General features: G+C 71.7%; 23 protein-coding genes, 1 rRNA gene and 1 pseudogene. 14 read left to right on the forward strand and 11 right to left on the reverse strand.

Annotated elements, in window-relative coordinates; all coding sequences use genetic code 11:
* Positions 1–214: ribosomal RNA gene (locus ACWEOZ_RS13220) — 16S ribosomal RNA — on the reverse strand; the annotation flags it as partial.
* Between the two features lie 1891 nt (positions 215–2105).
* Between ACWEOZ_RS13220 and ACWEOZ_RS13225 the strand changes: the two genes are divergently transcribed.
* From ACWEOZ_RS13225 to ACWEOZ_RS13240, 4 genes are all read left to right on the forward strand, one after another.
* Positions 2106–2705 carry an RNA polymerase sigma factor gene (locus ACWEOZ_RS13225; RefSeq protein ID WP_451910955.1) on the forward strand — a complete coding sequence of 200 codons (600 nt, stop codon included), beginning with the start codon at positions 2106–2108 and terminating at the stop codon, positions 2703–2705.
* A gap of 112 nt (positions 2706–2817) precedes the next feature.
* On the forward strand, positions 2818–3519 hold the full coding sequence (locus tag ACWEOZ_RS13230; protein WP_451910956.1) for a hypothetical protein: 702 nt from the start codon (positions 2818–2820) through the stop codon (positions 3517–3519).
* A 5-nt stretch (positions 3520–3524) separates the two neighbouring features.
* A complete protein-coding gene (locus ACWEOZ_RS13235; protein ID WP_451910957.1) occupies positions 3525–3920 on the forward strand; it encodes a hypothetical protein in 396 nt (131 codons plus the stop codon).
* 6 nt (positions 3921–3926) lie between these two features.
* Positions 3927–6107: a bifunctional polysaccharide deacetylase/glycosyltransferase family 2 protein gene (locus ACWEOZ_RS13240; protein ID WP_451910958.1), complete on the forward strand. Its 2181-nt coding sequence runs from the start codon at positions 3927–3929 to the stop codon at positions 6105–6107.
* Positions 6108–6167: 60 nt separating this feature from the next.
* Here the strand turns inward: ACWEOZ_RS13240 and tyrS are convergent, their stop codons facing one another.
* The gene (gene tyrS / locus ACWEOZ_RS13245; protein ID WP_451911130.1) at positions 6168–7409 is read right to left on the reverse strand and encodes a tyrosine--tRNA ligase; all 1242 of its coding nucleotides are present in this window, start codon (positions 7407–7409) and stop codon (positions 6168–6170) included.
* Positions 7410–7510: 101 nt separating this feature from the next.
* Between tyrS and ACWEOZ_RS13250 the strand changes: the two genes are divergently transcribed.
* Complete coding sequence (locus tag ACWEOZ_RS13250) at positions 7511–8272, forward strand: polyphosphate kinase 2 family protein (protein WP_451910959.1); 762 nt, start codon at positions 7511–7513, stop codon at positions 8270–8272.
* A 31-nt stretch (positions 8273–8303) separates the two neighbouring features.
* Here ACWEOZ_RS13250 and ACWEOZ_RS13255 read toward each other — a convergent pair whose 3' ends face one another.
* The 3 genes from ACWEOZ_RS13255 to ACWEOZ_RS13265 are packed head-to-tail and all read right to left on the reverse strand — an operon-like array spanning position 8304 to position 10080.
* Positions 8304–8957 (reverse strand): adenylate kinase family protein, encoded by a 654-nt coding sequence (locus ACWEOZ_RS13255; RefSeq protein ID WP_451910960.1) that lies wholly within the window; start codon positions 8955–8957, stop codon positions 8304–8306.
* A 14-nt stretch (positions 8958–8971) separates the two neighbouring features.
* Positions 8972–9556: a hypothetical protein gene (locus ACWEOZ_RS13260; protein WP_451910961.1), complete on the reverse strand. Its 585-nt coding sequence runs from the start codon at positions 9554–9556 to the stop codon at positions 8972–8974.
* Between the two features lie 38 nt (positions 9557–9594).
* The gene (locus ACWEOZ_RS13265) at positions 9595–10080 is read right to left on the reverse strand and encodes a type II toxin-antitoxin system PemK/MazF family toxin (RefSeq protein WP_451910962.1); all 486 of its coding nucleotides are present in this window, start codon (positions 10078–10080) and stop codon (positions 9595–9597) included.
* Positions 10081–10115: 35 nt separating this feature from the next.
* On the opposite strand from ACWEOZ_RS13265, the gene ACWEOZ_RS13270 reads away from it, so the two are divergent.
* Positions 10116–10721: a nucleotidyltransferase domain-containing protein gene (locus tag ACWEOZ_RS13270; RefSeq protein WP_451910963.1), complete on the forward strand. Its 606-nt coding sequence runs from the start codon at positions 10116–10118 to the stop codon at positions 10719–10721.
* On the opposite strand, the gene ACWEOZ_RS13275 is transcribed toward ACWEOZ_RS13270, so the two are convergent.
* Entirely contained in the window at positions 10703–11917 is a 1215-nt protein-coding gene (locus ACWEOZ_RS13275; protein WP_451910964.1) for a hypothetical protein, read from the reverse strand. The genes ACWEOZ_RS13270 and ACWEOZ_RS13275 overlap by 19 nt on opposite strands.
* 154 nt (positions 11918–12071) lie before the next feature.
* On the opposite strand from ACWEOZ_RS13275, the gene ACWEOZ_RS13280 reads away from it, so the two are divergent.
* Both ACWEOZ_RS13280 and ACWEOZ_RS13285 read left to right on the forward strand, forming a co-directional pair.
* On the forward strand, positions 12072–12311 hold the full coding sequence (locus ACWEOZ_RS13280) for a hypothetical protein (RefSeq protein WP_451910965.1): 240 nt from the start codon (positions 12072–12074) through the stop codon (positions 12309–12311).
* A gap of 80 nt (positions 12312–12391) precedes the next feature.
* Positions 12392–13093 (forward strand): hypothetical protein, encoded by a 702-nt coding sequence (locus ACWEOZ_RS13285; protein WP_451910966.1) that lies wholly within the window; start codon positions 12392–12394, stop codon positions 13091–13093.
* On the opposite strand, the gene ACWEOZ_RS13290 is transcribed toward ACWEOZ_RS13285, so the two are convergent.
* The gene (locus tag ACWEOZ_RS13290; RefSeq protein WP_451910967.1) at positions 13059–14006 is read right to left on the reverse strand and encodes a radical SAM protein; all 948 of its coding nucleotides are present in this window, start codon (positions 14004–14006) and stop codon (positions 13059–13061) included. The two genes, ACWEOZ_RS13285 and ACWEOZ_RS13290, sit on opposite strands and share 35 nt — an antisense overlap.
* Positions 14007–14124: 118 nt before the next feature.
* On the opposite strand from ACWEOZ_RS13290, the gene ACWEOZ_RS13295 reads away from it, so the two are divergent.
* The 3 genes from ACWEOZ_RS13295 to ACWEOZ_RS13305 all read left to right on the forward strand — a co-directional run bounded on the left by ACWEOZ_RS13295 (position 14125) and on the right by ACWEOZ_RS13305 (position 17632).
* Positions 14125–14865, forward strand: a complete 741-nt coding sequence (locus tag ACWEOZ_RS13295) for a tyrosine-protein phosphatase (RefSeq protein WP_451910968.1) — start codon at positions 14125–14127, stop codon at positions 14863–14865.
* 142 nt (positions 14866–15007) lie between these two features.
* Positions 15008–15787, forward strand: coding sequence for a CAP domain-containing protein (locus tag ACWEOZ_RS13300; RefSeq protein ID WP_451911131.1), 780 nt, complete (start codon positions 15008–15010; stop codon positions 15785–15787).
* A gap of 339 nt (positions 15788–16126) precedes the next feature.
* Positions 16127–17632 carry a N,N-dimethylformamidase beta subunit family domain-containing protein gene (locus tag ACWEOZ_RS13305; RefSeq protein ID WP_451910969.1) on the forward strand — a complete coding sequence of 502 codons (1506 nt, stop codon included), beginning with the start codon at positions 16127–16129 and terminating at the stop codon, positions 17630–17632.
* Here ACWEOZ_RS13305 and ACWEOZ_RS13310 read toward each other — a convergent pair.
* A complete protein-coding gene (locus tag ACWEOZ_RS13310) occupies positions 17629–18825 on the reverse strand; it encodes a citrate synthase (protein ID WP_451910970.1) in 1197 nt (398 codons plus the stop codon). The two genes, ACWEOZ_RS13305 and ACWEOZ_RS13310, sit on opposite strands and share 4 nt — an antisense overlap.
* A gap of 67 nt (positions 18826–18892) precedes the next feature.
* Here ACWEOZ_RS13310 and ACWEOZ_RS13315 point away from each other — a divergent pair, with 67 nt between their 5' ends.
* Both ACWEOZ_RS13315 and ACWEOZ_RS13320 read left to right on the forward strand, forming a co-directional pair.
* Entirely contained in the window at positions 18893–19999 is a 1107-nt protein-coding gene (locus ACWEOZ_RS13315) for a citrate synthase 2 (RefSeq protein WP_451910971.1), read from the forward strand.
* A 10-nt stretch (positions 20000–20009) separates the two neighbouring features.
* Positions 20010–20651 carry a DNA-3-methyladenine glycosylase gene (locus ACWEOZ_RS13320; RefSeq protein ID WP_451910972.1) on the forward strand — a complete coding sequence of 214 codons (642 nt, stop codon included), beginning with the start codon at positions 20010–20012 and terminating at the stop codon, positions 20649–20651.
* Positions 20652–20658: 7 nt separating this feature from the next.
* Here ACWEOZ_RS13320 and ACWEOZ_RS13325 read toward each other — a convergent pair.
* The 3 genes and pseudogenes from ACWEOZ_RS13325 to ACWEOZ_RS13335 all read right to left on the reverse strand — a co-directional run bounded on the left by ACWEOZ_RS13325 (position 20659) and on the right by ACWEOZ_RS13335 (position 22667).
* A pseudogene (locus ACWEOZ_RS13325) lies at positions 20659–21772 on the reverse strand (MerR family transcriptional regulator).
* A 22-nt stretch (positions 21773–21794) separates the two neighbouring features.
* Positions 21795–22235, reverse strand: coding sequence for a glyoxalase superfamily protein (locus tag ACWEOZ_RS13330; RefSeq protein ID WP_451910973.1), 441 nt, complete (start codon positions 22233–22235; stop codon positions 21795–21797).
* A 69-nt stretch (positions 22236–22304) separates the two neighbouring features.
* Positions 22305–22667: a hypothetical protein gene (locus tag ACWEOZ_RS13335; RefSeq protein WP_451910974.1), complete on the reverse strand. Its 363-nt coding sequence runs from the start codon at positions 22665–22667 to the stop codon at positions 22305–22307.
* 70 nt (positions 22668–22737) lie between these two features.
* On the opposite strand from ACWEOZ_RS13335, the gene ACWEOZ_RS13340 reads away from it, so the two are divergent.
* Positions 22738–23244, forward strand: a complete 507-nt coding sequence (locus ACWEOZ_RS13340) for a hypothetical protein (protein WP_451910975.1) — start codon at positions 22738–22740, stop codon at positions 23242–23244.
* Positions 23245–23311: the final 67 nt, after the last annotated feature.

The raw sequence follows: 23311 nt of genomic DNA on the forward strand, positions 1-23311 counted from the left end.
ACCGAAAAACTTTCCACACCCACACCATGCGGTGAAGTGTCGTATTCGGTATTAGCCCCCGTTTCCGAGGGTTATCCCAAAGTCCAGGGCAGGTTCCTCACGTGTTACTCACCCGTTCGCCGCTCGAGTACCCCGAAGGGCCTTTCCGCTCGACTTGCATGTGTTAAGCACGCCGCCAGCGTTCGTCCTGAGCCAGGATCAAACTCTCCAACAAAATCTGTGGAAAATCATCCCAGCAACAATCAAAAACTTGCTGCCAGAAGAACCCCCAAACCCAAAAGGGCCGAGGCATTACTCATGGCACTGGCTTATCTAGCACCCTGTTGAGTTCTCAAAGAACAACCACACACCGAAAACCTGCCGCCCAACCAGGCGACCCGCTCCCGGGGCACTCATTCAACTTTACCCGCGCTATTTCTCAGCGTCAAATCCGGGTTTCACCGGTTCTGCGTGAGAGTTTCGCGCAAGCTCCCCCCGGTCCGTAGCTTCGGCCGAGAGCCGCGCACGACTCTACCCGATGCTATTTCCTGGGGGTTCGCAGGACGGCCGGTAGCTGATCTCTCTGACCGGATTTGCTTGGTCAGTTCGTTCTGCTTGCCTCGCCCGTTTCCCTGCGGCTCCCAAAACATTACCCGCTCCTCCCAGGAGCGCCAAATCGGCCCCCCGTGGCCCCCGCCACATCGCTTCCAGAGGGCCTCGAACCGTCGACTGCGGCTCCCTGAGCAGGGGAAAGAGCACTATGTAGCGGCGTCATCCGATCGGGTTACGGCGCCATGGGACGGTGGCAGAGGGAAGTGGCGGCGAAGTCGCGTCGCGGTCCCGGTGGCGTGGCTCTGCTTCGGTGTCGCGGGGGTTCGAGCCAGCGCGCGGCGAAATCCCGGTTGAGGCAGGGCCGGCGGGAGGAGTCGCGGGGTCACCGCTTCTGCTGGTCAGCTGGGCGGACGGCCAGGTCAGCGGCAGCGGCAGCGGCAGCGGCAGCGGCAGCGGCAGCGGCAGCGGCCGATGATTCGGCCTTCTCCCAGTTCGGGAAAAGGTTGAAGCGCCGAGACCGGCCGAAGCTGACCGAGGCAGGCGGGTCGGCGGGCAGGCCAGGCGGACCGGACAGGCCAGGCGGACCAGGCCAGGCAGGCAGGCCAGGCAGGTGGGTCAAGCCAGGCGGGCGGGCCGGTAGGTGGGCAGGCGAACCAGGCAGGGCCAGGCAGGCAGGCCGGGTAGGTGGGCCGGGCAGGCAGGCCGGGCAGGCGGGCCAGGCCGGGTAGGTGGGTAGGCGGACCAGGCCGGGTAGGTGGGCAGGCGGACCAGGCCGGGTAGGTGGGCAGGCGGACCAGGCCGGGTAGGTGGGCAGGCGGGCCAGGCCGGGTAGGTGGGCAGGCCGGCCAGGTCGGGCCAAGCGGCGGGCTGGCAGGCCGGGTATGCAGGCAGAGCCAGGCAGGCCAGGCAGGCAGGCAGGTCATGGCAGGCAGGTCATGGCAGGCAGGTCATGGCTGGCTGGTCATGGCTGGGTGGTCAGGGCTGGCTGGTCAGGGCACGAAGAGCACTTAAGGGGATGGGCTGGGCGAAGCCGAGGGTCGACCTCGCCGAAGCACGCCCGTGCTTCAGCTCGGTGCCGGACTCGCGCCCCCAGCTGCAGCCGAAGGAGGAAACAGGTCAAAACCGTGGCGAAGCCGCGCGGCAAGGACCAGGCGCGAGGGCGGGACAGGCAGGTTCGAGATCCGAGGCCAGGGCGGCGGGCGACCGGCCAGAAAGCCGGCCATGAACACGGACCTCAGGACCGCACCGCTCCAGACCGGGGCCGCGCCCAAAACCAGGCCAGGCCAGGTCCAGCCAGGCCAGGCCAGCTCAGGTCAGCTCAGGCCAGTAACAAACCGGGACCGGCCCGAAACCGGGCCGGGGCTGAGGCGGCGACCAGCGCTCAAGCCCCCACCAACCGCACCCCCGGACCATCAAGAACCACACCCAGGTCAAGCGTCACGAAGACCAGACCTCGGGGCGGAACCACAACCCCATCGCACTTGCGGTGGATTACTGGTCTCCCCGCCCGGCGTATGGTGCTGCCCTTGGTTGGACGTGCACATTTCTTGCGACAGGGAGCCGACGGGATCACCGTGTCCGATGACGATGACCTCCTCCCCGCGCTGCGGGCTGCTCAGGGTGGTGATGAGCGGGGTTTTGCCATTGTTTGGCGGGCCTTGCAGCCTGCCGTTCTCCGGTATCTGCGGGTTGTCGTCGGTGATGCCGCCGAGGATGTCGCTTCCGAGACGTGGTTGCAGGCCGCCCGGGATCTGCATCGGTTCTCCGGTGATGCCGGCGCCTTCCGGGGCTGGCTCTTCCGGATCGCCCGGCATCGCGGGATCGATGAGCGGCGGCGGCTGGGCCGTCGTCCGGAGGATCCGGCCGGGTCGGTGAATGCCGAGCTCCAGGTCCGGGATGCCGCCGCCGAGGCGCTCGAGGGTTCCGACACCCGGTGGGCGCTCGGGCTGATCGCCTCGCTGCCTGCCGATCAGGCCGAGGCCGTCATGTTGCGGGTGGTCGCCGGGCTGGATGTCGCCACCACGGCCAAGGTGCTCGGCAAGCGGTCCGGGGCCGTGCGGATCGCCACGATGCGGGGGCTGCGGCGGCTGGCCGCGCATCCGCAGGTGCAGGCGCGTAATGCGCCGGTGGCCGGTAATTCGCCGGTCGATCCGGCTCTGCCGGAGGGGGTGTAACGCGGTGGGGGCATGGAGCGCTCTTCGGTCTGCGATGTCGATGAGGCGAGCCCGCCGGATCGGTCTCTCCGAGGCCGATCGGCTTGTAGCCGGTGCACGGCCGGACCCTGGCATGGAGGGTCTGGTCGAGCTGCTCGACGCCGCCAGGGCTTCCACCCCCGGGGAGGATCTGGCCGGCGAGCGGGCGGCTGTGGCCGGCTTCCTCGCCGCACGGCAGCGTGCTGTACCGACCGCGCCGCCGAGGAGGAAGAACCGTGCAGTCAGGACATTGGCGATGAAGGGGGCTCTCGGAGTCGCCGTCCTGGCTTTCGGTGGCACCGCCTTGGCGGCGCGGACGGGCAGTCTGCCCCCGTCGGTGCAGGAACGCGCGCATGACGTCTTCTCGAATGTGGGCGTGCCGGCGCCGGCGCCGGACCCGTCGACGCAGCCCACTGCTGGTGGCGGGACCCCGTCAGCCGTACCGTCTCCGCCGCCGGCCCCGACCCCGGCCCGCAGCGTGTCGTCCTCGCCGGCCGTGACCGCTGTCCTGGATCTTTGCCGGGCCTGGGATGCCGCCCGGGAGGATCCGCCCGGTAAGGCCGTGCCGGCGCCGGACCGGCGGGCTCTGGCCGCCGCGGCCGGCGGGATGCCGAAGATCGACGATTTCTGCGCTGGGCTGCTCGGCAAGCCGGCCGGGGCGAGCGAACCCGCCGGCACCGGTACGCCCACGGAGAAGCCGAAGCCGAACCCGAAGCCGTCGTCCCCCGGTAAGCCTCCGGTCACGCCCAGCCACCCCGGTAAGGGTCACGGCAAGCCCTCCGGTCCGGTCAAGTGAACGCAGTGGATCCCGTTTTCCTGGATCGCACCGGGCGGCGCCGGCGGCTGTTCGTGGCCGCGGGTTCGGTCGGTGGCCTGCTGTTGCTGGTGGCGGTGGTGGCGCTGCTGGCCGGCTTCACCGGGGCCGGTCCCGGCTCGGGGCCGGGCTGGCCGGGCCACGACGACCTGCGCATCAGCCGGCCGGACCCCGCCGTGTCGGTCCGCCCCCGGCCGACGAGGACCCGGCCGCTCGTCAAGGTCACGACAGCCCCCGCGCGGCGCACCACCGTCCCGGCGGCTCCGGTGTCCAGGACCGCGACCTCGGCCGGCGCCAGTGCCAGTGCGACGCCGAGCGCCACCACGAACCCGCACCGGCGGGTTCCCACGCACACGCCGAATCCGCGCAAGAACAAGGGCTGACCGAGGATGGGCAAACGGGTACGGCAGCCCACCCCGCGAGCACACTGGGCCCTGCTGGCCCTGCTCATGCTGGTGCTGCTGGCGGAGCTGTCGCTGAACGGCTACGTGACGCACGTCGGCGCGGAAGGCAACGGTGAGGCCCCGGCTGCCGCACCCGGTGGTGGTCAGGTCCCGGCCGCCGTGCTCGAGGGCGCGGCCGTGCAGCGGATCACCGCCGACGGATCGGTCAGCAGCCGGGCGATGCCGGCCGGAACCATCGCGTTGACCTTCGACGACGGGCCCGACCCGGTCTGGACGCCGCGCATCCTGGCGGTGCTGGCCCGCTACCGCGCCCACGCCACGTTCTTCCAGGTGGGGTCGCGGGTCAACGAGCATCCGGAGATCTCCCGGCAGGTCGTCGCCCAGGGCAGCGAGATCGGGTCGCACACGTTCAGCCACATCGCGACCGCGGGCGCGCCGGAGTGGCAGCTCAGCGCCGAGCTGACGCTGACCCGCAACGCCGTCGCGGCCGCCACGGGTCAGCGGCCGGTCTTCATGCGGCCGCCGTACTCGTCGGCGCCGGACGCGGTCACCGGGGCCGACTTCGCCGCGCTGCGGCGGATCAGTGCCGCCGGTTACCTGGTGGCGCTGGCCGACCACGACTCCGAGGACTGGCGGCGGCCCGGTGTCCAGGCCATCGTGAGCAAGGCCCGGCCGGTCAAGGGCGCCGGCGCGGTGGTGATGATGCACGACTCCGGTGGTGACCGGACCCAGACCGTGCGGGCGCTCGAGCAGTTCATCCCGTCGTTGCAGGCGCAGGGCTACCGGTTCGTCACGATGTCGGAGGGCCTGCGACTGCCCGCCGCGCCACGGGCGTCCGTGGGCGAGCGCTGGCGTGGGCACGCGTTCGCCGTCGCGCAGGCGACCGGTGGCGGGCTGGCCCGGGCCATGACCGTGCTGATGCTGATCGCGGTGGTGCTCGCCGGGCTGCGGCTGGTCGTACAGCTGTGGTGTGCCCGTACGCATCGGCGCCGGATCCGCCGGCTCGACGCGCAGCCCCTGGTCAGCCTGGGCCTGGTGTCGGTGATCGTGCCCGCGTACAACGAGGCGGCCAACATCGCCGGCACGGTCTCCTCGCTGCTGGCCAACGACTACCCGCTGCTCGAGGTGATCGTCGTCGACGACGGTTCCACCGACGACACCGCCGGGATCGTGGAGCGGCTCGCGCTGCCCCGGGTGCGGGTCGTCCGGCAGCGCAACGCCGGCAAGCCCGCCGCCCTGAACACCGGCATGCGGTACGCCCGGGGTGACATCTTCATCCTGGTCGACGGCGACACCGTCTTCGAACGCGACGCCGTCGGCCGGCTCATCCAGCCGTTGCGGGATCCGGGCGTCGGCGCGGTGTCGGGCAACACCAAGGTCGCCAACCGGGGCGGGCTGCTGGGCCGCTGGCAGCACCTGGAGTACGCGATCGGCTTCAACCTGGACCGGCGGATGTTCGACGTCGGCCGGTGCATGCCCACGGTGCCGGGCGCGATCGGAGCGTTCCGCCGGGCCGCCGTGCGTGACGTCGGCGGCGTGTCGCAGGACACCGTGGCCGAGGACACCGACTTCACCATGGCGGTCATCCGGGCCGGCTGGCGCGTGGTCTACCAGCCCGGCGCCGTCGCCTGGACCGAGGCCCCGGCTTCACTGCGGCAGCTGTGGCGGCAGCGTTACCGCTGGTGCTACGGCACGATGCAGGCGATGTGGAAGCACCGGCGGGCGCTGACCCAGCGCGGCCCGGCCGGCCGGCTCGGCCGCCGCGGCCTGGGCTATCTGCTGATCTTCCAGGTGCTGCTGCCGCTGAGCGCGCCGATGGTCGACGTGTACGGGTTGTACGGCCTGTTCTTCCTGCCCCTGGGCAAGGTCGTCGCGGTCTGGGCCAGCTTCACCGCGGTGCAGGTCGCCACGGCGGCGTACGCCCTCAAGCTCGACGGCGAACGCTATGGGCCGCTGTGGAGCCTGCCGCTGCAACAGGTCGTCTACCGGCAGCTCATGTACCTGGTCGTGGTGCAGTCCACGGTGATGGCGCTGCTCGGCGGCGGCCTCGGCTGGCACCGCATGGTCCGCACGGGTGCCGCCACGGCCCACATCGCCGCGACGACACCGGAGCCGCCGGTGCCGGTGACGTATCCGCGGCAGTTCGTGCGCTGGCCGATCAACTAGACCGGAACGCCGCGGGGCAGGCCCGGTGTGGGGCCGGTGTGCCTGCCCCCGCGGCGTTCCTCACTTGATCACTTCCACGCCGGCGAAGGTGCGCTTGCCGCGGCGCAGGACCAGGAACCGGCCCTGCAGCAGCGCCGACTCACCGACGGTGGCCTCGGGGTCGGTGAGGCGCTCGTTGTTCAGGTACGCCCCGCCCTCGGCGATCGTGCGGCGCGCCTCTCCCCCGCTCTTGACCAGGCCGGACGTCTGCAGCAGAGCCGTCACGGTCGGGAGCTCACCGCGTACCTCCGTCAGGCCGGCCTCGGACAGCGCGGCCCGCAGCGTGTCCGCCGAGAGCTCCTCCAGCGAGCCCCGGCCGAACAGCGCCTGGCTGGCGGTGACCGCCTGCCGGGCCTCCTCCTCGCCGTGCACCAGCGCGGTGATCTCGAAGGCCAGCTCCCGCTGGGCCAGGCGGCCCTGCGGCCGCTCGGCGGTCGCCTTCTCCAGCTCCTCGATCTCCTCGCGGCTCTTGAAGCTGAAGTAGCGCAGGTACTGCGGGATGTCCCGGTCGTCGGCGTTGACCCAGAACTGGTAGAACGCGTACGGCGAGGTCATCGTCGGGTCGAGCCAGGTGGCACCGCCCTCGCTCTTGCCGAACTTGGTGCCGTCGGCCTTGAGGACCAGCGGGGTGGTGAAGGCGTGCACCGGGCCGGCGCCGCGGCGGCGGACGAAGTCGACCCCGGCGGTGATGTTGCCCCACTGGTCGGAGCCGCCGAACTGCAGCGAGCAGCCGTGCCGGCGGTGCAGCTCGTGGAAGTCGTTGGCCTGCAGCAGCTGGTAGCTGAACTCGGTGAAGCTGATGCCGGTCTCCAGGCGGTTCTTCACCACGTCGCGGGCCAGCATCTTGTTGACCGGGAAGTGCTTGCCGACGTCACGCAGGAAGTCGATCACCGACAGGTCGCCGGTCCAGTCCAGGTTGTTGACCATGGTGGCGGCGTTCTCGCCCTCGTAGGTCACGAACGGGGCGAGCTGGTCGCGGATGCGCAGCACCCAGCCGGCGGTCACCTCGCGGGGGTTGAGCACCCGCTCGGCGGACTTGCCGCCCGGGTCGCCGATCTGCCCGGTCGCGCCGCCGACCAGCAGCAACGGGCGGTGCCCGGCCAGCTGGAGGCGGCGGGCGGTGACGACCTGCATGAGGTTGCCGACGTGCAGGGAGGCGGCGGTCGGGTCGAAGCCGACGTAGAACGTGATCGAGCCGCCGTCGAGGTGCTTGCGCAGCTCCTCGGGGTCGGTGGAGTCCTGGATCAGTCCGCGCCACTGCATGTCGTCAACGAGAGTCACCGGGAAATTGTCCCGCACCGGGCCGGGCCGTTCACACCGGGTTTCGGGATGCCGCGGGCGCGGCCGGGTGCGACGCTGGGGCGATGAGTCGCCTGGGTTCCGCCGCGCCGCCCGTCGAGCTGTCCAAGAAGCAGGCCAAGGAGCGGCTGGAGGTGGCCCAGCAACGGCTGCTGCGCCTGCGGCTGCTGCTCGGCGGCCAGATCGGCAACAAGAAGATCGGACCGCCGCTCTGTGTCGTCTTCGAGGGCTGGGACGCCTCCGGCAAGGGCGGGGCGATCAAACGGCTGGTCGCGCCGCTGGACCCGCGCCACGTCCGGGTGTCGCAGTTCGCCGCGCCCACCTACGACGAGAAACGGCACCACTTCCTCTGGCGCTTCTGGCCCAAGCTGCCGGGCTGGGGTGGCATGACGGTGCTGGACCGCTCCTGGTACGGCCGCGTCCTGGTCGAACGCGTCGAAGGCTTCGCCACCACGAAACAGTGGACCCGCGCGTACGACGAGATCGCCGAGTTCGAGCGGACGCTGACCGCCGAGGGCGCGATCCTCATCAAGTTCTGGATGCACGTCTCGGAGGACGAGCAGCTGCGCCGCTTCGAGGACCGGGCCGGCGACCCGTTGCGCCGGTGGAAGCTCACCGACGAGGACTGGCGCAACCGGGACCGCCGCGCCGACTACGAGGTCGCGGTGGCCGAGATGCTCGACAAGACGGACAAGCCGAAGGCGCGCTGGCACGTCATCGCCGGTGACAACAAGCACTACGCCCGCCTCGCCGTCGTCGAGCGGGTCGGCAAGACGGTCGAGAAGGCGCTCACCAAGCACGGCTACGACATCCACGACGCCGACTGAGCACGGCCGTGGCGGCGGCAGCGGAGCCCGGTCAGGCGGCCGGGGCGTAGGCGGGTAGCCCCAGCGCCTCGCGGATGGACGCCTGCACCTGGTCGGCCGACGGGCGGGCGTCCACGTCGTGCACGACCTCCTTGCGGCCGAACAGCTCCAGCACCGGCCGGGTCTTCTCGTGGTAGTCGCGCAGCCGGGCCGCGAGTGCCTCCGGGGTGTCGTCCGCGCGGGTGATCAGCTCGGTGCCGCAGATGTCGCAGCGGCCGTCGACCTCGGGCCGGTCGGCGATCAGGTTGTAGTCCATCCCGCAGCCCGGGCACAGCCGGCGGCTGAGCACCCGGCGGCGGACCTCGTCGTCGGGCAGCTCCAGGTGGATGACGCCGTCGATGTCGTAGCTCTCCATGAAGAACTCGGCCTGCCGGCCGTTGCGCGGGAACCCGTCGATGACGAAGCCGAAGTTCCAGTCGTGCTGGTCCAGGCGGTCGCGGACCACGGACTCCACCAGGTCGTCGCCGACCAGCTGGCCGGCGTTCATGGCGCGCCGCACCTGGGCGCCGAGCTTGGTGTGGCGCTGCACGTGCCAGCGGAAGATGTCACCGACGCTGATGTGCACCAGGTCCAGGTCCCGGCAGAGCAGCTCGGCCTGGGTGCCCTTGCCGCTGCCCTGCACGCCCATGATCACGTACTTGCGCATGGTGTCGTCCTCTCTCAGTCCGCGGCGCCCACGCGGAGCGGGCCGGGGGCCTTGCGTCCGTCGAGCGCGGACGGGTCGATGCTCCACCCGTCGGCGACCCGCAGCACGTCCTGTTCGGAGACGAGCACCGTGCTCTCCTCGTCCACGAAGCTCGCCGGCAGCCCGGCGGCACGCTCGGCCGGATCGGGGTCGCCGTGCCACGAGGTGACGTCGCCCGTCTGCCCGACGTAGCCGAACGTGCGCACCAGCTCGCCGTCGACGGCCCGCTGCCAGCGGTGCGACTCGGTCACCCGGTGGGTGGCGAAGAACTGCACCTCGGTGTGCAGGCGCGCCGAGAGCTCCACGACGTCCACCACGGTGTCCAGGCGCAACAGGTAGCGGCCGGCTGCGAGCACCCAGGACGTGTCCCGGGCGCCCGGCAGCGCGGGCGTCACCGCGACGCGGTCGTCGCTCAGGTGCGCCAGGTCGATGCCGGCGCGCCAGGACACCTCGCCGAGGTCCCGCAGGCCGAGCGCGGCGAGCACCTGCTCCGGGTCGCCGTCGCGTACGGCGAGCCACGCCTGCTTACCGCCGAAACCGACCATGACGTCCGTATCCATGTCCACCACGGTAGTGGTCAACTCACGGGAGTGACCGGTTATGCCCAGCCGTGATCGCGGCGCAGCACACCGGCGACGCGGTCGAAGCGGGCGCGGTCCAGCACCGCACCCTCGCGGCGGATGCCGTCCTCGTCGACCTCGAGGACCCGGTCGAGGCGGATCCAGCTGGGCCGCGAGTCGCGGTCCCAGTCGCCGGGGCCGAGGGCGAGCCAGTTGCGCTGGCCGTCGCGCTCGGTCTGGCTGGAGAGCATCAGGCCGAGCAGGGTACGGCCGTTGCGCCCGACCACGAGCACCGGCCGGTCCTTGCCCTGCGACGGGTCGTCCTCGTACTTCACCCAGGTCCACACGATCTCGCCCGGGTCGGCGTCGCCGTCGAGGTTCGGCGAATACTCGAGGTGGCGGCCGCGCTGGACGGTGGGGACCTGCCGGGGCGGGGCGGGGTGCGCGGTGCCCTGCGGGGCCGGGGTACGGCGTCCGGCGACCCGGCGCAGCGTGCTGGTGATGCCGTTGAGGAGTCTGCTCACCCGCGCACTGTATCGACAGGTCCTACGCTGACGGCATGACTCCCGGCGTGGACGCGTGGCAGCCGTACTCGCCGCGGGAGCTGGCCGACCGGCTGGCCGGGCTGCCGGTCACCTGGGCCGTGGCCGGCGGATGGGCCGTCGATCTGTTCCTCGGCCGGGTCACCCGCGACCATCACGACCTCGAGATGGCCCTGCCCGCGTCCCATTTCGGGCAGCTCACCCCGCTGTTCCCCGGCTGGGAGTTCCACGTGCCGCTGTCCGGGAAGCTGACGCCCGCCGACCCGGTGAGCCTGGCGGCCGAGTTCCAGACCTGGGCGCTGGACCCGGCGATCGGGATGTGGCGTTTCGATGTGTTCCGGGAGCCGCACGACGGGGACACCTGGATCTGCCGGCGCGACGAGCGGATCCGCCGCCCGTACGCGGAGGTCGTGCAGCGCACGCCGGACGGGATCCCGTTCGTCGTCCCGGAGGTCGTCCTGCTGTTCAAGGCCAAGGCGGCCCGGGACAAGGACGAGCAGGACCTGGCCGCGGTGCTGCCGGAGCTGTCGGTCGGCCGCCGGGCCTGGCTGGACGCGGCGCTGGCCCTGGCCCACCCGGACCATCCCTGGCGGGCCCGGCTGGCTCACTCCGCCGAGCGGTAGGCGACCTCGGGGTCGAGCAGCGCCGCCCAGGACGGGTGCCACTGCGGCTCCCGCGCCTGCACCTCGGCCCGCAGGTTGCTGCGCCACGGACCCGAGATGCCGTTGTCCTCCCACCAGTCCGGCCACGAGTCGTAGCGGCGTTCGACCGTCACGCCGTGCGCGGTCGTCTCGACGAACAGGAACAACCAGCGCCCCGAGGCGTCAGTGGCCTCGGCCGACCGCAGGCGGCGGACCAGATCACTCAGCTCGCCGAACGCGCCGAACCTGCCCTCGCCGGGCCGGTCGGCCGGGGCACGCTCGCCCGGCTGGGCGGCGAGGCTGCTGCCGTCGGCGTACACCCGCAGCGTGCAGCGGCCGTCACCGCCCGGCGCGCGGCTGCGCATCCACGTGACCAGGGCTCCCAGCTCGCCGGTCGCCACCGGCTCGGGACGTTCGCGTTCGGGCTCGGTGTGCATGGCGGCCCAGATCAGCCGGTCGTGCTCGTGGTCGCTGAGCTTGCGGACCCGGCGCCGGGCCGGGCGCCGGCCCGCGGGTGTCCGCGGCACCGAGGTGCCCGGCACGATGCCACCGCGCACGGCGACGGCCAGGCCGGCGGCGGCATCCAGGGCCGGGTCGGCGAGCCGGGCGAGCAGGCCGGCCAGAGCGGTCCCGTCCAGCTCCCGGCGGGTGCCGGCGGTGAGCAGCCGTACGGCGGCAGCCCGCACGTCAGCCCGCTCGTCGGCGGTGTCGACGTCGTGCTGCCCCCATTCGAAGACCACCTCGGCCAGCTCGGCCACCGTGGCGTCCGCGTCCAGCACGGCGCCGGCCGTCTCGGCGAGCCCGTCCTCCACGCCGTCCGGATATCCGACCCGGTGCCAGCTGCCGCCGTCGTGCCAGAGCACGTAACCGAGCTGGTCCTCGGCGGCGTACGGCACCAGATCGTCCCAGGGCAGCCAGTCCGGCGCGCCGGCGAGCAGGTCCAGCGGCGGGTCGGTGTGAGTGGTGGCGCTGTACTCGTGGTCGCAGCCGTACAGGACCGCGCGGTCGCCCTCGATCAGGGCCAGGTGTGCCCAGTTGCCCCCGCCGTCGTCGTGGTGGGCGCCGGTGTCGCCCACCGACCAGACGTCGTCGTACCCGATGCCGGTCAGCGCGGCGGCCAGCGTGGCCCATCGGGTCCACACCGGGCCGGGTTCCGGCAGGTCGACAGAGATGATCACGGGATCAGGCTATGACCCCCGGGGCCTCGCTCGTGTCGGAAAGTTGCCACTGCGACGACAGCCATTGAGGACTGGCACGGGGTCAGGCACGCTCCCCTGTGTAGTTCCCATATCGCTCAACGTGAGCAGGATCGCCCGGAAGGTGCGTGCGCCGATGCTGCTGCCGCGGACCGAGCACCTCCCGGCCCGCCCGACCTGGGACTGCGAGGTCTGCGCCGACCCGTGGCCCTGCCCGCAGGCGAAGACCGACCTGGCCGAGCAGTACGCCCGCTTCCCGGCCGGCCTGGCCATCTACATGGCCTCGGTGATGTACGACGCGATCGGCGACCTCACCACCGTCGGCGAACCGACCCCGGCCGACCTCTACGAACGCTTCCTCGCCTGGGTCGGCTGACCGCTTCCCGTCCGTTCGCCAACGTGAGCCCGCTCGGCGATGATGGGAATCGATGCCGCCGTTCGTCGGGATGGGGACGCATGGAATGGATCATCGGAATCGGATCCAGCATCATCGCGTCCACTTTGATCTTCCTCGGCGTCCGGGCCAACGGCTTCATGACCAGAACGGCTCGACAGCGCGCGCAACGGCGGCAACTGGCCTCGAGAATGCTCGATGCGGGCCTGACGAACCTGTTCATCACGCGCGCCGATTACGCCACCTATCGCGGCATCCACACCCTCATGGGCTTTCTGGCCACAGCGGAGCGGTCCATCATGGTGATCGGCTACTGGATGGCGCAGGGGAGCGAGATCGAGGACATCTCCAAGATCGGCCGGATGATTCTGCAGAAGCCGGCGCTGCAGGTCCGGATCGCGATCATCCACCCGGACGGCTCGCACCTCGAGAGCCTGGCCGAACACCTGGGCGAGGATCAGCAGCAGATCAGTGAACGGTGCCGGTCGACCCTGAACAAGCTGCAGCGCGTCCGCAGTGACCTGCCGGCCGATGCGCGACAGCGGCTGCAGGTGAAGACCTACACGTCCACCCCGGTCGTGTCGATCATCGTCCTCGACGACGACACGCCGCAGGCACGGGCGCAGGTCGACATGAAGCTGTACCGGACGGCGCGGGACGACAGCTTCGGCTTCGAGGTGTCCGGACTGACCAACCCGCTGTACCAGCGGTTCCGCGGTTGGGCGGTGCTCAGATTCGAGAAGGCTCAGGAATGGCCGGCGTAGCCGCGGACCGCTCGGCCCATTGCGCCCTCGCCCGTACCCGCGCCGTGTTCCAGCCGGCGTCAGCGTGTTGGTGCCAGCGGCGCAGGACCCCGTCCTCGTCGTCGATGACGTTGCCCAGTTCCGCGTACCGGGTGGGGTCGGAGCCGTCGACCGTGTATGCCCGCCCTGACGGCGTCACGAAGAAGTACGCCGACCGGCGCGACGAAATGGTGCCCGTCTCCACGTTGGCATGCGTTGCCCGGCTCTCGGCGGCGGCGACCGCAGCGAGGAATGTGTTGTGGTCGACGGCGAACGACTTCCGGTTCCGGACGGCCGTACGACCGACTGCCCAGAATTCGTACAACGACCATGCCCGCACGCCCGACTCCGCCACGAAATCGGCCAGCGCGCCGAGGCAGCCGAGATTGGGCAGAGCGACAGTCGTGTTGAGCTTGACGCACAGACCGGCATCCACAAGCGCGGGGATCAGGGCACGCATCTCCGCGGGATGGCCCTGATTGCCCCGCATCCGCAGGGCGATGTCAGGGTCGAAAGTGTCCACCGGAACGCCCAGCATGTCGACACAATCGGCCAGCGCCGCGAGGTTGTGCCGCCGCGAGCGGACGAGATTGCTGTCGAGCTGGACGAACGGCGGTTTTGCCGCCGCGCTGTGCCGGATCTGCCGCAGCAGCCGAACGGTGAACGGGTACATCAGCGGATCGCCGCCGCCCACCGTGATGCTCGCCGGCGACCAGCTCATGACGATGTCGATAACCCGGGCGGCCCGGTTCGCGTCCACCCGGACACCGTCGAAAGGGATGTAGCAGAAACGACACGCCATGTTGCATCGATCGGTGAAATTGAAGCTGATCCGGCCCGGCGGCAAAGGGCTGTCTCCGCCGGCCGCCCGCGCCCCCACATCAGCCGCCGTCACGGGCAGGACTCTACGTGACCGGCATGCACCAAAGCGGTAGGGCATGCCGCGTTAGCGCTACTTGTCCTATTTCATCTTTAGAGCCTTACCCATCCTCGAAGAAGCGATGATCTCCGGCATGACTTCCGGCCGGCATGTGCCCTTCGACAGCCTCTGCAACTTCCGCGACCTGGGCGGCTACGCGACCAGCGACGGGCGGACCACCCGCTGGCGCACGCTCTACCGCGCCGACTCTCTCGGCCGGCTGGCCGGGGAGGACGACCTGCGGCGCTTCCGGGAGCTGGGCCTCGGCACGGTCATCGACCTGCGCTATCCGTGGGAGATCGCCGCGTCCGGCCGGCTGCCCGCCACCGACGGGGTGACCTGGCTCAACCTGAGCATCGAGCACCGCCCGTACGACCAGTCGCAGATCGATCCGAACCTCGACCCGTGGCGGTATCTGGCCGACCGGTACGCCGAGGTGGCCGCCGACGGCACCGCCGAGCTGCGGCAGGCGATCGAGACCATCGCCGCCGCGGAGGCGCCGCTGGTGTTCCACTGCGCCTCGGGCAAGGACCGCACCGGGCTGCTGGCCGCGCTGGTGCTGGCGCTGCTGGACGTGCCGGTCGAGACGATCGCTGCCGACTTCGCCCTCACCGAGCTGGCCACGCCCCGGCTGCGGGAGCGGTGGCTGGCCGAGCACCCGGGCCGGGAGCTGCGCTGGCCCGGCTACGGCCGGGCCCCGGCCGAGCTCATCCGGATGGTCCTGGCCGAGCTCACCGCCGGGCACGGTTCGGTGCACCGGTACGCGGCCGAGCGGCTGGAGCTCGACGACAGCGTGATCGCCGCCCTGCGGGCCCGGCTTCTTATGTCTTCGTGAGTCGATCCTTAAGCGCTCCTGAGGTGGCCCCCGCGCGGGGCCGGCGGGCCGCATAGTCGCCTGTGTTGCCGTCCCCCACCCGGCTTCCTGCCGCGCCCGCGCGGCCGCGACCCGCTACTCCCGAGGTGACCGTCCCGTGCCGATGCCCGCTGCCCAGAGATTCCGGTACACCCTGGTGGCGGGAGCCACCGCCGTGGTGATCGGGGTGGGTTTCACGGTCGTCGGCTTCAACCGGCAGGCCGCGCCCCCGGCGACCCGTACCGCCGCGGACGTCCCCCTGGTCGTGGCCGAGTCGCCCCGCGAGCCGGACACCGGCACCGACCTGCTGGACGAGACGGTTCTGCCCAGCTCGGCGACCCCGGCACCGTCCCCGTCGGTGACGAGCGCCACCCCGGCGACCAAGGCGCCGACCAAGGCCGCGAAGAAGCCGGCGACGCCCACGAAGCGCCGGACGACCGCGCCGGCGGAGCGGCCGAAGCCGAATAACGCCCCGGCGACCAGCGGCTCGGTTCTCGACCAGGTGCTGGACCACATCAACGCGGCCCGCGGCGACGAGGGGCTGGCGGCGTTGTCGCTGGACAGCTCGCTGTCGAAGGCGGCGGCCCTGCACAACCAGCGGATGATCGACGGCTGCGGGCTCAGTCACCAGTGCTCGGGCGAGGGCGGTATCGGCGATCGGTTCAGCGCCCAGGGTGTGCAGTGGCGTTCGGCGGGCGAGAACATCGGCTTCGGCTTCGCGGGCGCCGCCGACTCGGAGATCGTCAAGGCGGCCAACGGGCTGTGCGACAGCATGCTGGCCGAGGTGCCGCCGGCCGACGGGCACCGCAAGAACCTGCTCAGCAAGGACTTCAAGCGGATCGGGCTCAGCGTCGTCCGCGAGTCGGGCGGCAAGGTCTGGCTGACCCAGGACTTCGTCGGATGACCGGCCGCTGGCCCAGCGGCCCGGCCCGGCGTCGCCGCCTGCGGGACATGTTCGGCCCGACGCGCCCGTTCGGCCCCAACCGGCCGGGCGGGCAGTGCGGCCCGGTCAAGCGCACCCGGCCGGCCGGCCCCCGGCGCCCGGCGCGCTGACCCTCCCGCCGCGGACCCCGGACGGGGTTGCGGACGCCCGGCATACTCGGCGCGGCAGTGACAGAACGCCTGCCGCCGCCGACGGCTCCCGGGCCCAGCCCTGCGGTTCCACTGTCTACAGTGGAGCCCTTTTGGCGTCTGATCGGCGGCGCCGGCGGCATTTGACCACGGGGGAAACACCATGCCGACCATGTCTCGTCGTACGGCGCTGAGCCTGCTCGCGCTCACCGCGGCCGGCACCTCGGGTTCGTGCGGTACGGCCCGGGCCCAGCCGGCCCACCGGGACAGCCCGGGAAAAGGACGGGCCGCCAACCCGGTGGTCTCGGAGAACATGTTCGCCGGGGACAGCGGGTGGCAGCCGGCCGGCCGGCGCAGCTCGGACGACGTCACGCGCCAGATCCAGGGCTACGCGTCCCGGACGTCGGTCAATGTCGGCGAGTCGCTCGACTTCCACGTCTCGGTGGCCGGCGACCGGCCGTTCACCGTGTCGGTCTACCGGCTCGGCCACTACGGCGGCGCGGGAGGCCGGCGCCTGCTGACCAGCGGCAGCCTGCGCGGCACGGAGCTGCCCACGCCCACCGCCGATCCCGGTACAGGGCTGATCGAGTGCGACTGGCCCGTCTCCTGGACGCTCGCCGTGCCGGCCGACTGGACCTCCGGATACTTCCTGGCGGTGTTCGACACCGACGACGGGTTCCGCAGCTGCACACCGTTCGTGGTGCGTGACGACGGGCGCAAGGCCGACTTCGTCGTCGTGGTGCCGTTCAGCACCTACCAGGCCTACAACTTCTGGCCGGCCGACAGGCGGACCGGCAAGAGCCTCTACAAGGGGTACGCCCGGTCCGGCCAGGTCGGCGGCATCCCCGAGCGCGCGTTCCAGGTGTCCTTCGACCGCCCCTACTCCCACGACGGGATGCCCAGCCGGTCCGACCTGGACCTCGCCGCCGTCCGCTGGCTCGAGGCCACCGGCTTCGACGTGGTGTACGCCTCGAGCGTGGACCTGCACGAACAGCGCATCCCGGCCGGGAAGCACGCCGCGCTGATCTTCCCGGGCCACGACGAGTACTGGTCCAAGGCCATGCGCGACAGCGCGGAGAGCGCCGTCGACGGCGGCACGCACCTGGCCTTCCTGGCGGCGAACAACATCTACTGGCACGTGCGGTTCGACCCCGCCCGGGACGGACGCCGCAACCGGGTGGTGACCTGCTACAAGGACACCCCGGACCCGGGAGCGGACGCGAACGGCCCGACGTGCAACTGGCGCAAGATCGGCCCGAAGCACGGCCACGCCGAGCAGCGGCTGCTGGGCGTGCAGTACAACGGGATGCTGGCCGAGCCGCTGCCGCTGGTGATCAGCAAGAGCGGGCACTGGTTCTGGGCGGGCACCGGGGTCCGCGACGGCGACACCGTCCCCGGACTGGTGGCGGTCGAGGCCGACGGCTGGAACCCGAAGATCAAGCTGTCCCGCCGGGCGAACCAGACACTGCTGTCCGAGACCCCGTACGAGGACCAGCTCGGGCGCGGGGCCCGGGTGCAGAACACCAGCCTCTACGAGACCGACCGCGGCACACTGGTCTTCGCCGCGGGGACGTTCCACTGGAACCTCGCCCTGATCGACTCGGCGTACACCGACGTACGGATCCAGCTGGCGACGCGCAACCTGCTCACCCGCATGCTGGTCGGCTCGCGGGCCTAGGACGGGTCCCGCGGGGAACGGCCGGCGTAGCGGCCGCTGGGCCGGAAGCGGCTCGGCTCGTCGGCGTACTCCTCCAGTGCGTGGGCGAGCCAGCCGGCGGTCCGGGCGACGGCGAAGATCGCCTCCCCGGCGTCGGCGGCCATGCCGGTGGCCAGGGTGAAGGCAGCCAGGGCGAAGTCCACGTTCGGTGCGGCGCCCGAGTGCCGGGCCATGGCCGCCCGGACCGCCCGCGCCTCCGCCGTGGCCGGCGACTCGCCCAGCAGGCCGAGCAGGACCACCGCGCGGGGGTCGCCGGAGGGGTAGAGCTGCTGACCGAAGCCGGGAACCCACCCGTCCGCGCGCAGCCGGTCGGCGATCGTGCCGACCGGATCCCCGGAGCGCGTCGCCTCGATCAGCAGCCGGACCACGAGGTCGCTGGCCCCACCGTGCAGCGGGCCGTCGAGCGCCGCCAGGCCGGCCTGGACGACGGCGTACGGGTGGGCCCGGGTCGAGGCGGCCACCCGGGCCGCGAAGGTGGAGGCGGCCAGGTCGTGATCGGCCAGCAGGACCAGGGCGGCGTTCAGGGCGACGAGGTCGGCCGGGGCAGGCGGGCGTTGACTGAGCCGCGCCCACAGCGCACCGGCCAGGTTTCCGTCCCGCGAGGACTGGGATCGCACGGGCAGCGCCGCGACCATGGTGGCGATGATCGTGCGGCCGCGGGCGATCACCGCGGCCGGCGTGGTGTCGAAGCGCAACCGGTCCGCGGCGGCGATCGCGGCGACTGTCACCCGGAGCCGGTCGGCCGCCCGCGCGTTCGCCGGCAGGGGCGCCGTCACTGCCTCGGCCAGTGCCAGCAGTTCGGGGTCGGGCTCCATCGGGACGTGCTCCAGCCGCCCGGTCCACAGCAGGGTGGCCACCGCCTCGAAGGACGCCGTGGTGGCCAGCTCGCGGGCCCGGTGGCCGCGGTAGAAGAGGTCGTCGCCGGTGATCAGCGTGATACCGGTGTGGATCGCCGGGGCGTCCGGCGCGGCCGCGGGACGCCTGCGCCGGGCGGCGAAAGCCGTGACCTCCGGCTCGGCGAAGAGGCTCTCTTTGCCGTCGGCGTTGCGGTGGCTGCCGAGCAGGCCCCGGCTCACGTACGCGTAGACCGTCGCCTTTTTGACGCCCAGCCGGCGCGCCACTTCCTCGGTCGTCAGCAACCAGTCTCCACCCATGTGGTCATCTTCTCATGTTGACTGGATCAATGTTGACATGCGGATCGGCGAGACCGACATTGAGCTGATGCTGACCGTGAAACCTGGACTGGCCGACGTCGTCGCGTTCGACACCCGCATCGCCGAACCCGACCGCACCGGCGGCTCCCTGCGCTACCGCGGGGTCGACATCGAGACGCTGGTCGGGCGGGCGACCTTCGCCGACGTGTGGGGCCTGCTGGTCGACGGCGACTTCGCCCGGCCGCTGCCCGCCGCGGAGCCCTTCGCCCTGCCGGTCCGTTCGGGCAGCCTGCGGGTGGACCTGCAGGCGGCGACCGCCATGGTGGCCGCCCGGCACGGGCTACAGCCCTTGATCGACATCGGCGACGACCAGGCGCGCGACGATCTCGCCCGCACGTCGGCCACGATGCTGTCGTTCGTGGCCCAGGCAGCCCGCGGTCCGGACCTGCCCGCCGTGCCCCAGCAGCAGGTCGACGCGGGCCGCACCGCCGCCGAGCAGTTCATGATCCGGTGGCAGGGCGAGGCGGACCCCCGCCGGGTCGAGGCCGTCGACCGGTACTGGGTCTGCGCGGCCGAGCACGGGATGAACGCCTCGACGTTCACCGCGCGCGTGGTCGCCAGCACCGGCGCCGACGTGGCCGCATGCCTGTCGGCGGCGGTCGCCTCCCTGTCGGGGCCGCTGCACGGCGGCGCGCCGTCGCGGGCGCTGGGCATGGTCGAGGCCGTGGAGCGCAGCGGCGACCCCCGCGGCTACGTCAGAGAGGTGCTGGACAGCGGCAAACGCCTGATGGGCTTCGGGCACGCGGTCTACCGGGCCGAGGACCCCCGGGCCCGCATCCTGCGCGCGGCCGCCCGGGAGCTGGGGGCGCCCCGGTACGAGGTCGCGCTCGCCCTGGAGGAAGCGGCGCTGGCCGAGCTGCGCGAGCGCAAACCGGACCGGGTCCTGGAGACGAACGTCGAGTACTGGGCGGCGATCGTGCTCGACTTCGCCGGCGTACCGGCCGAGCTGTTCACGCCGCTGTTCGCCTGCGCCCGGACGGCCGGCTGGAGCGCGCACATCATCGAGCAGAAGCACCTCGGCAAGATCATCCGGCCGTCCGCGGACTACGTCGGCGAGACCGACCGGGAACCGTCCGCCCTCGCCGGGTGGGAGCGTCTCGGCGCCACCCGCTAGCGTCTGGCGGGTGAACGACTACTCCTGGCTGCGGATCCCCGCGGCCGACGTGGACCGGGCGGCGCGGGAGCTGCTCGGGTGGCAGCTCACCGCCAACGGGGTCACCGCCCGGCTCACCGAGGTCGAGGCCTACAGCGGCCTCGGCCAGGACCCGGCCAGCCACGCCCACCGGGGCATGACCGCGCGCAACGAGGTGATGTTCGGCCCGGCCGGGATGCTGTACGTCTACCAGATCTACGGCATGCACTTCTGTGCCAATGTGGTCTGCGGCGAGGAGGGGGTCGCCTCCGCCGTCCTGCTGCGGGCCGGTGAGGTCGTCGCCGGGCTGGAGACGGCCCGGTCCCGGCGCCCGGCCGCCAAGTACGACCGCGATCTGGCCGCCGGGCCGGCCAAACTGATGCAGGTCCTGGCCCTCGACCGGCAGGCCAACGCGACGTCCGTCGTGGACGGCACCGGCCCCGCGACCTTGACCCCGCCGGTCGAGCCGGTGCCGGCCGGCGAGGTGGTGGCCGGCCCCCGGGTCGGGGTGACCTCCGCGCACGATGTGCCGTGGCGGTTCTGGATCAAGGGCGATCCCACGGTGAGCGGCTACCGCCGGCACGTCAAACCGAAAGCCAGATCTCAGAGGCGGAACGGCGGTCCCGGCGACTGAGCTGTGGTCAGGCTACGAGGAGCCGCAGGCCGAGCTCTGCCGCGTCGAGAGCGACGAGGTCGCGGTTGCGTTCAGCCCACCGCCCGGAGGACAGGTCCTCGCGGAGCCGGCCCACTGCCCGCTGCTCGGCCCGCGAGCCGACCCGTGTCCACTGATACCGCGCGACGGACATGGTCCTCCAGGTAGGCCTCGGGCCGGCGCCAGTGCGCCTCGAAGAAGCCGTCGGCGCAGTCCCACGGGATGAGCACCGGCTCCGCGCGGCCCCCGATCGCTCGAGTCAGGTCGGTCACGGACGGCCAGCCGGTGAGCAGGTCGGCGAACTCCGGCAGGTAGTCGCGAGTCAGCCAGAACTGTTCGGGCGACCCGGTGTTGCCGGCGTCGTACGTGAACACCACCACGCGGCGGGCCACCCGCTTCATCTCGCGCAGCCCGGCAATCGGGTCCGGCCAGTGGTGAACGGTGCTGACCGCCATCGCGGCGTCGAACGACTGGTCCTCAAACGGCAGGCTCTCCGCTCCCGCGGCCACACACGGCGCGGCACCCGCGGGACGTTGCGCCCGCATGACCGCCGACGGTTCCACCGCGGTGAGTTCACGGTCACGTGGTTCGTAGGAGCCCGTGCCTGCCCCGACATTCAGCACCGTACGCGCGTCCCCCAGCGCCTCCCAGATGCGCGCGGCGATCCGTGGCTCGGTGCGCCGGGTGGCCGGATAGGCGGACCCGATGGCGTCGTACAACTGCGCGCCGAACATCTTGAACTGCTCCTCCGGAGTCGACCTGATTCCCATCGCTCGTGCCTCCAGCTCCCTGTCTATGGCCGTCACCATGGCGGCAGCGCGGTCACGCTGCTCCAGCAACAGGCCCCGTAACCGGCGCAGATGCGCGACCGCATCGGTGGCCGGGTCGTCGACCAGAGCCGCGATCTCCCGCAATCCGAAGCCCAGCCGGCGGTAGGCCAGCACCTCCCGCAACCGTTCCATGTCGTCCGCGGAATAGACGCGGTAACCGGCGCCGTTGCGCGCGGACGGCTGCAGCAGGCCGATCTCGTCATAGTGATGGAGCGTGCGGACGGTTACACCTGCCAGCTCTGCCGCACGCCCCACGGTCAGGTTCTCCTCCACGCCGCGACTATGCGGCATGACGTCACGTGAGGGGCAAGCCCTCCGGCACCGCATCCGGAGCTGACGGTCGGTTCCGCTCCGGCTGGGCGAAACGCAGCAGGTTGCCGTACGGGTCGATCAGCTGCATCGTCGGTCCGCCCGGCGCGTCCACGTCGACGCCCGGCGGCCGGGCCGCCCCCGGACGGGACAGCAGCTCCTCGCGCAGCGCGTGGACATCGGCGACCGGGAACCAGACGACGCCGTGCGGGCTGCCGTCGCCGTGGTGCTCGGACAGGTGCAGCACGGCCTGCGACCGCGAAACCTGCACGTACCACGGCATCCCGGGCTCGAACTGGTGCCGCCAGTCCACGGTGAAGCCGAGGTGCCCGACGTAGAACCGCAACGCCACCTCGACCGACATGACCCGCAGCACCGGCACGCCGGGCGCGATCTCCGGCCGGGCCGGCTCGCCGATGGTGGTCATGGAGCCTCCCGGCCGTGAGCGACCGGCCGCACCGGCCGGCCTCCACCCTAAGCGACCCGGGCCCACGCCCTAGTTGTTCTGCCCAGTGAGGTTGGGGCCGCGGCTGCTGCGGTGGACCTCGGCCACCGTCGCGACGGTCCGCTCACCGCGCACGTCCAGCACCACGGCCCAGAAGGCGGCCGCCGCCAGGACCATCAGCAGGACGCTCAGGACCCAGGCGACCAGGATCCAGAACGCGCGGGCATTGACGTACGGCCAGGGCCTGGCGACGTAGAAGAGGATGGGGCCCACCGCCCACAACGGGGTTCCCACCACCGCGACCAGGTCGGGGCGCACCCACGTGGTGGCGACCACCGTGTCGAGCGCCCCCACCACCAGGAAGACCAGCAGGTACCCGCCCGATCGGGCCAGCACCGCTCCGGCTCTTCGCACGGCAGCACGGTACCCGGTGCAATACGCGGGATCCGGCCCCTGGTGGGCCGCCCGGCCGTTAGCGTTTCCGATGGTGATCTCGCGTCGGATGTTGCTGCTGCTCGACGTCATGTGTGTGGCCGGCGTCGGCTGGGCCGGCGTGCTCATCGGTGCCCTGCTCGGCGGGGACCGGCTCGTGCCGACGTCCGTGGCCGTCGTGGTCGCCGGGGTGCTCGTGCTGCCCGGGTTCACCGCCGGGGTCCTCACCAACCGGCGGATCGTGCGGGGCCGGCAGCCGCAGAGCGGGTGGGTGCGGTCGGTGTGGTCGCCGCCCGAGCTGCCGCGGTGGGGGCTCACCCTCACCGGCCTGGTGTTCTTCGCGTTCTGGTTCGCCGGGATCAGCGCCGTCGCCGGGATGAGCCAAGAGCTCCCGGCCGGGGACAGCGCCGCCGCGCGACGCCAGGTCGATCACCAGCAGCGGTTCGCGCTGGGCGTGCTCGGCGGGGTCGGCACCGGCGGCACCGCGCTGGCCGCCGCGTCGCTGCTCCGGGTACGGCGCACAGCCCGCACCGGCGAGCGGCAGCCGGCGGCGCACTGAGGCGTCGAGACCGGCACCGTCCCGTGTATTGACAACTGGTTATATCTGCATGCTTCTATGAGGCACG

It is taken from the genome of Actinoplanes sp. NPDC004185, from assembly GCF_053603475.1.